Annotated in this window: 8 protein-coding genes; 7 read left to right on the forward strand and 1 reads right to left on the reverse strand. The window is 69.5% G+C overall.

The window, feature by feature from the left end:
- Nucleotides 1–198 precede the first annotated feature (198 nt).
- Nucleotides 199–630 carry a ricin-type beta-trefoil lectin domain protein gene (locus ACFWX1_RS11440; RefSeq protein ID WP_378386263.1) on the forward strand — a complete coding sequence of 144 codons (432 nt, stop codon included), beginning with the start codon at nt 199–201 and terminating at the stop codon, nt 628–630.
- Here the strand turns inward: ACFWX1_RS11440 and ACFWX1_RS11445 are convergent.
- Entirely contained in the window at nt 627–1,235 is a 609-nt protein-coding gene (locus ACFWX1_RS11445; RefSeq protein WP_378386265.1) for a TetR/AcrR family transcriptional regulator, read from the reverse strand. The two genes, ACFWX1_RS11440 and ACFWX1_RS11445, sit on opposite strands and share 4 nt — an antisense overlap.
- An 88-nt stretch (nt 1,236–1,323) precedes the next feature.
- Between ACFWX1_RS11445 and ACFWX1_RS11450 the strand changes: the two genes are divergently transcribed.
- From ACFWX1_RS11450 to ACFWX1_RS11475, 6 genes are all read left to right on the forward strand, one after another.
- A complete protein-coding gene (locus ACFWX1_RS11450) occupies nt 1,324–2,850 on the forward strand; it encodes an FAD-dependent oxidoreductase (protein ID WP_378386267.1) in 1,527 nt (508 codons plus the stop codon).
- Between the two features lie 15 nt (nt 2,851–2,865).
- Nucleotides 2,866–4,155, forward strand: coding sequence for an O-acetylhomoserine aminocarboxypropyltransferase/cysteine synthase family protein (locus ACFWX1_RS11455; RefSeq protein ID WP_378386269.1), 1,290 nt, complete (start codon nt 2,866–2,868; stop codon nt 4,153–4,155).
- Nucleotides 4,152–4,628, forward strand: a complete 477-nt coding sequence (locus tag ACFWX1_RS11460; protein WP_378386271.1) for a CoA-binding protein — start codon at nt 4,152–4,154, stop codon at nt 4,626–4,628. The genes ACFWX1_RS11455 and ACFWX1_RS11460 overlap by 4 nt, the downstream gene beginning before the upstream one ends.
- 9 nt (nt 4,629–4,637) lie before the next feature.
- Nucleotides 4,638–5,135 carry a GNAT family N-acetyltransferase gene (locus ACFWX1_RS11465; RefSeq protein ID WP_378386273.1) on the forward strand — a complete coding sequence of 166 codons (498 nt, stop codon included), beginning with the start codon at nt 4,638–4,640 and terminating at the stop codon, nt 5,133–5,135.
- Nucleotides 5,136–5,175: 40 nt separating this feature from the next.
- The gene (locus ACFWX1_RS11470) at nt 5,176–5,931 is read left to right on the forward strand and encodes an MBL fold metallo-hydrolase (RefSeq protein ID WP_378386275.1); all 756 of its coding nucleotides are present in this window, start codon (nt 5,176–5,178) and stop codon (nt 5,929–5,931) included.
- A gap of 189 nt (nt 5,932–6,120) precedes the next feature.
- Nucleotides 6,121–6,294, forward strand: coding sequence for a hypothetical protein (locus ACFWX1_RS11475; protein WP_378386277.1), 174 nt, complete (start codon nt 6,121–6,123; stop codon nt 6,292–6,294).
- Nucleotides 6,295–6,418 lie beyond the last annotated feature (124 nt).

Raw genomic sequence — 6,418 nt, forward strand, 5'->3', positions numbered from 1 at the left:
CGGCCCCCCGTGGCGCCGCGCGCCCGGGGGCGTCGGGGTTTTTTCAGATGCATACGCCGCTCTCTGGGTTCTCTCCCCCTCTGGCTTTGCGAGGAAAGTCCCCTTCAGCCCACGCTCAGCCACGGTCGGGCGACTTCCCACAACCGGCACCGCACGGTAGGCAGAGAGTGAACTGCCACCACGGTGAGGAGTTGTCCGGTGAAGCGTGCGCGTGTACTGGTCCCGGCCGTCCTGCTCGCCACCATGTCGTTCTCCGGCACGGCCTCGGCCGATCCGCCGTACCAGCTCAAGCACGCCCACACCGGCTACTGCCTCGGCGAGGACGGCGGCCTGGTCGACACGTATCGCTGCGACCCGAAGCACCAGTGGCACGTGTCCGGCAGCATGGTGTTCGAGGACGTCGCCTCGAAACGCTGTCTCGAAGTGGGCCGCAACAGCAGGTCGGTGTACACCAGCGCCTGCGACGGCGCGCCCGCACAGCGCTGGACATTGCGCGGCGAGGGCCGCTCGAAGGGGCTCCTCGAGAACGCGAGCGGCCACACCTGTCTGTCCTACGACTTCAAGAAGGTCACCGCCGAACCCTGCGACCCCGCGAAGGGCCAGCAGCAGACCTGGGACGTCGACGACTAGCCGTCAAGCCGGACGAGGGGCAGGAAAAGCTCGTCGACGATCGACTGGATGCGCGCGGGCTTAACGGGTTTGAGGTCCATCAGCAGATCGTGACGTACCAGGTCGAACGGCAGGGCGAGCACCGCGGCGGGGATCCGCTCCAGGTCGATCTCGCCGCGGTCGTGGGCACGCTGGTAGAGGGTCCGGACGCGCACCAGCCGTTGGTCGCCGATGATCCGGTCGCGCACCTTGGCGGGAGTGAGCCCGGCTCCGGCCAGTAGTCCCGAGACGACCGCGGCCACGGCGATGGCGAAGAAGGCGGCGCGAGCCTGACCCATGCCGGTCAGCGCTTCGAGGAGGTCGCCGCGCAGGGAGCCGGTATCGGGGAAGTCGACCGGGTGGCTGTCCCGGTAGTGCTCCAGCGCGGCGAGCGCGAGTTCGTCCTTGTTGGCCCAGCGGCGGTACAGCACGGCGATGCCGGTGCCGGCGCGGGTGGCGACGGACTCCATGGTCAGCTTCGCGAAACCGGCCTCGACCAGCTCGTCCCAGGCCGCGTCCAGCAGCGCGGCCTCGAGTTCGGGCCCGCGGCGGCGTTGCCGGGAGGGCGTCTCGTCAGGTGGGGTCACGACCCCATTATAAGGAAGGTTTGCATTCCTTAGCGAATCTCTCTACGCTCATAAGAGATGGATTCATCTCTTATGAGGGAGCGAGAAGATGGTGGAGACCACGGTGCTGATCGTCGGCGCCGGCCCGACCGGGCTGACCCTGGCCTGCGAGCTAGCCCGCGACGGCGTCTCGTTCCGGCTGATCGAGGCCGCGCCCGGCCCGCGGCCCGGGTCGCGCGGCAAGGGCGTCCAGCCACGCACCCTTGAGGTGTTCGACGATCTCGGCATCGTCGATCGCGTGCTCGCCCACGGCCGGATGGCGATGCCGATCCGCTCGACCGCCCCCGATGGCCAGGTGACGACGAGCGGCGGCGAGCCGCTGGAGGATCGCCCCGATATTCCTTATCCGGCAAGCCTGATCACGCCCGAATGGCGGATCGAGGAAGCACTGCGGCTGCGGCTGGCGGAGTTCGGCGGCACGGTCGAGTTCAGCACCGCGCTCGCAAGCTTCGAGCAGTCGGACGACGGCGTGTCGGCGGTGGTCGTCAGGGACGGCGTGGCTGAGACGATCACCGCGCGCTGGCTGGTCGGCTGCGACGGCGGCCACAGCATCGTCCGCAAGCAGGCCGGTATCGCTTTCGAGGGCGAGACTCGCGAAGAGGTGCGGATGATCGTCGCCGACGTCGAGGCCGACGGCCTCGATCGCGACGCCTGGCACATGTGGCGGCAAGCCGACGGCCTCGTCAACCTCTGCCCGCTGCCCTCGACCGACGCCTTCCAGTACCAGGCGAGCATCGCGCCGGGACAGGATCCCGATCTCAGCCTCGCGAACATGCAGGCGATCCTCGATCGGCGGAGCGGCCGCACCGACATCCGCCTCCACGAGCCGGAGTGGTCGTCGTTGTGGCGCGCCAACATTCGTCTCGCCGACCGCTATCGCGAGGGACGCGTGTTCCTCGCCGGCGACGCGGCGCACATCCACTCCCCCGCCGGCGGGCAGGGGATGAACACCGGCATCCAGGACGCGCACAACCTCGGCTGGAAGCTCGCGGCGGTCATCAAGGGCGCCTCGCCGACGCTGCTCGACAGCTACGAAGCCGAGCGACGGCCGGTCGCGGCCTACGTGCTCGCGCTCTCGAACGCGCGCTTGAAGCAGGCGATCGAGCCGAAGGGCGTCCCCGTCCGCCGCGACGCGACCACGATGCAGCTCGGCATCACCTATCGCGGCTCCGCCTTGGCGCGCGACGACCGCGACGAGACTGCCCCGCTCCGCGCCGGTGATCGCGCCCCTGACGCCGTCAAGCTGACGACGGTGGAGGGCACACGCCGGCTGTTCGAGCTGACGCGCGGCGGGCGCTTCACGTTGCTGAACTTCGGGCCCGCGTCCGCGCTCGAAGCCTCTTCGTTCGACCTCAGGATTCTCCAGGTCGTCGGACAATCGACCGGCCCCGGCGACATCGCCGACGCCGAGGGCCAGCTCACCGACGCCTACGGCGCGACCGACCGCACCCTCGTGCTGATCCGGCCCGACGGCTATATCGCGCTGATCTCCGATGCCGGTGACGTCCCGGCGGTGTCGGACTATCTCGCCGCGGTCCATCGGCTGGGAATCGATGGCCACGAGCTGGAACGCTGAGTACCGTGACGCTCGATGAGCGAACGTACGTGGGGCTTCCGCACGCGCGCGCTGCACGCGGGCGGCACCCCTGATCCGGCGACCGGTGCCCGCGCCGTGCCGATCTACCAGACCACCAGCTTCGTGTTCGAGGACGCCACGGACGCGGCGAACCTGTTCGCGCTGCAGAAGTACGGCAACATCTACAGCCGGATCGGTAACCCGACCGTGGCGGCCTTCGAGGAGCGGATCGCGAGTCTCGAAGGCGCGATCGGCGGCGTCGCGACCGGCAGCGGGCAGGCCGCGGAGTTCCTGACGTTCTCCGCGCTCGCCGAAGCCGGTGACCACATCGTGTCCGCGAGCGGGCTCTACGGCGGGACGGTCACACAGCTCACCGGCACTCTCGCCCGCTTCGGCATCGAGACGACCTTTGTGAGCGGTGACCGCGTCGAGGATTACGCGGCGGCGATCACCGAGAAGACGCGACTGCTCTACACCGAGGTCGTCGGCAACCCGAGCGGCGCGATCGCCGACATCGCCGGGCTGGCGGATCTCGCGCACGCACACGACATTCCACTCGTGGTGGACGCGACGCTCGCGACGCCGTACCTGTGCCGTCCGATCGAGCACGGCGCCGACATCGTGCTGCACTCGGCGACGAAATTCCTCGGCGGGCACGGGACCACGCTCGGCGGAATCGTCGTGGAATCCGGGAAGTTCGACTGGGGCAACGGAAAGTTCCCTCGGATGACCGAGACCGTCGACAGCTACGGCGGCCTGAAGTACTGGGAGAACTTCGGCGAATACGCTTTCTGCACGCGGCTGCGGGCAGAGCAGTTGCGCGATATCGGAGCAGTGCTCTCGCCGCACTCGGCTTTCCTTCTGCTGCAAGGCGTCGAGACGCTGCCGCAGCGGATGGACGCGCACGTCGCCAACGCCCGCGCCGTCGCCGAATACCTGGAGCTGGACGACCGCGTCGAGTGGGTCGGCTACGCCGGTCTGCCGGGGCATCCGCATTACGCGCTCGCGCAGCGGTATCTGCCGCTCGGGCCCGGCGCGGTGTTCTCCTTCGGACTCCGAGGCGGGTGCGCGGCGGGCGAGAAGTTCGTCGAATCGGTCGAGCTGCTGTCGCATCTGGCCAACGTCGGTGACGCGCGGACGCTGGTGATCCACCCGGCGTCGACCACGCACGCACAGCTGTCGGACGAGCAGTTACGGGCCGCGGGAGTCGGGCCGGACCTGATCCGGTTGTCGATCGGGCTGGAGGACGTCGAGGACATCCTCTGGGATCTCGACCAGGCGCTGGACAAGGCGGTGGCCGGATGACGTACGACGTCTCGGCCGTCGAGCGGCGGCGCATCCTGGGGCGGACGAAGTCGGTGACGCTGGTCGGCGCGTCCGCGAATCCGGCCCGGCCGAGCTACTTCGTCGCGACCTACCTGCTGTCCTCGACGCGCTACGAGGTCAACTTCGTGAACCCGCGGCTGGACACGCTGCTCGGGCGGCCGGTGTATCCGTCGCTGAAGGACGTGCCGGGCGAGGTGGACCTGGTCAGCGTGTTCCGCAAGCACGACGACCTGCCGCAGGTGGCCGAGGAGGTCATCGACGCCGGCGCTCGGACGTTGTGGCTGCAGCTCGGGCTGTGGCATGAGGACGTCGCGGCACGAGGCCGTGAGTCCGGTTTGGACGTCGTGATGAACCGGTGCGTGAAGATCGAGCACGCGCGCTTCGCCGGTGGGCTGCACCTGGCCGGGTTCAACACCGGGGTGATCAGCTCGCGGCGGCAGTCGGCGCCCTAGGGTGACCGGATGATCGAGATTCGGGAGGCCGGGCCGGACGACGGCGACGTGCTCGGTGAGATCCACACCGCCGCGTGGAAGGTGGCGTATGCGCCGTCCTTCGATCCGGAGTTCGCCGAGCAAGCCCTCCGGAGCAGGCGGGGCCGCTGGCACGCGCGGATCGCCGAAGGCGCGGGAACGCTGTTGCTCGGCGCACTCGACGGACGTCCGATGGCGTTGTCCTATTCGCTCCCGTCTTCGGAACGGCCGGGTTTCGCCGAGATCTCCAGCTTCTACGGTCACCCCGACGGCTGGGGCAGCGGCATCGCCGCCGCGTTGATGACCGAGACGCTGCGGCGCCTGTCCGGCGACGGCTTCGCCCAGGTGCATCTGTGGACGTGGCGCGACACTCCGCAGTCTCGCCGCTTCTACCGCAAGTGCGGCTTCAGCGAGACCGGGGCCACGCGCCTGTTCGACTACGGCGCCGAGAACCTGATCGACCAGGTCGAATATTTGCGGGCCTGCTGAGCGGGGAAGTTCTCCGGCGCTCGCGGTGTTGTCGGTGCACGTGACCTTTGCTGTGACCTTCGTCGGCGGGCCGACCGCCGTTCTCGAACTGGGCGGCGCCCGGTTCCTCACCGATCCGACGTTCAGCGGCCTCGGTGTGCAGGGCGGCGCGCCCGGCCGTCCGCTGACCAAGACCGAAGAGCCCGCGCTCGGCGCGTCCGAGGTGGGCCGCATCGACGCCGTGCTGCTCTCCCACGACGAGCACGCCGACAACCTCGACCCGGCCGGCCGGGAGTTCCTGGCTTCCGTGCCGGTGACCTTCACGACCACCGGCGGGGCGTCGCGGCTGGGCGGGACCGCACGCGGCCTGAAGCCGTGGGAATCCGCGCAAGTCGGCGCGGTCGAGGTCGTCGCCGTCCCGGCATTGCACGGCCCGCCCGGCGCCGAGCCGGTGACCGGCCAGGTGATCGGCTTCCTGCTGCGCGGCGAAGGCCTGCCGACGGTGTACGTGAGTGGTGACAACGCGTCGCTGGACGTCGTGCGGGAGATCGCGGGCATCGCCGGGCCGGTGGAGTTCGCCGTCCTCTTCGCCGGTGCCGCGCGGACCGCGTTGTTCGACGGCGCTCCCCTGACACTGACCAGTGTCGACGCCGTCGAAGCCACCCGGATCCTCGCGGCGGATGTGGTGGTCCCGCTGCACCTGCGTGGCTGGAAACACTTCAGCGAAGGCCCCGCGGACGTCGCTTCCGCGTTCTCGGCGGCGGGGCTGGCGGATCGGCTGCGGTTGCTCGAACCCGGCGAACGCGCCACGTGGTGAGCGGCTCCGCGCTTGGTTCGCTTGGTTCGCTTGGTGTCCACGCCGCATGGTGGCGGGCAGCCTCGGCACGTGGTGACAAGCGACTGGCCGCTCGGCTACGTACACGATGACGCTCGCCGTCGGGACCAGCTACGTCGAACGCGCCGCGTGGTGATCAGCCGTCCCGGCTCGTATGAGAGGGTCGGTGACATGGCGAAACCGAGCGGGCTGCAGGTCCGGAACATCATCGCGGCCGTGCTGATGGCGGCGGCGTTCGTGTGGAACCTCGTGATCGGCGGCCCGTGGTGGGTCAGCGCGATCGTCGGCGTCGCCTGCGTCCTCTCCGTCGCCTCGGCCTTCCTCAACCGCCCCGGCGACCGCTGATCTCTCCTCCATGCGGGGCTGAGCCGGTCTGGGCTGGACTGCGCCGGTCTGGGGCTGCCCCTGCTTGTGCTGAAGGGCGCTTTCGGTGCGTTCGGTGAGCTGAAGGGCGCTTTCAGTGCATCCC

It is taken from the genome of Amycolatopsis sp. NPDC059021 (assembly GCF_042739895.1).
Classification (GTDB): domain Bacteria; phylum Actinomycetota; class Actinomycetes; order Mycobacteriales; family Pseudonocardiaceae; genus Amycolatopsis.

Coding starts and splice junctions, on each gene's coding strand:
- ACFWX1_RS11465 (WP_378386273.1), top strand. CDS start 4,638: ATGATCGAGATTCGGGAGGCCGGGCCGGACGACGGCGACGTGCTCGGT.
- ACFWX1_RS11460 (WP_378386271.1), top strand. CDS start 4,152: ATGACGTACGACGTCTCGGCCGTCGAGCGGCGGCGCATCCTGGGGCGG.
- ACFWX1_RS11455 (WP_378386269.1), top strand. CDS start 2,866: ATGAGCGAACGTACGTGGGGCTTCCGCACGCGCGCGCTGCACGCGGGC.
- ACFWX1_RS11450 (WP_378386267.1), top strand. CDS start 1,324: ATGGTGGAGACCACGGTGCTGATCGTCGGCGCCGGCCCGACCGGGCTG.
- ACFWX1_RS11475 (WP_378386277.1), top strand. CDS start 6,121: ATGGCGAAACCGAGCGGGCTGCAGGTCCGGAACATCATCGCGGCCGTG.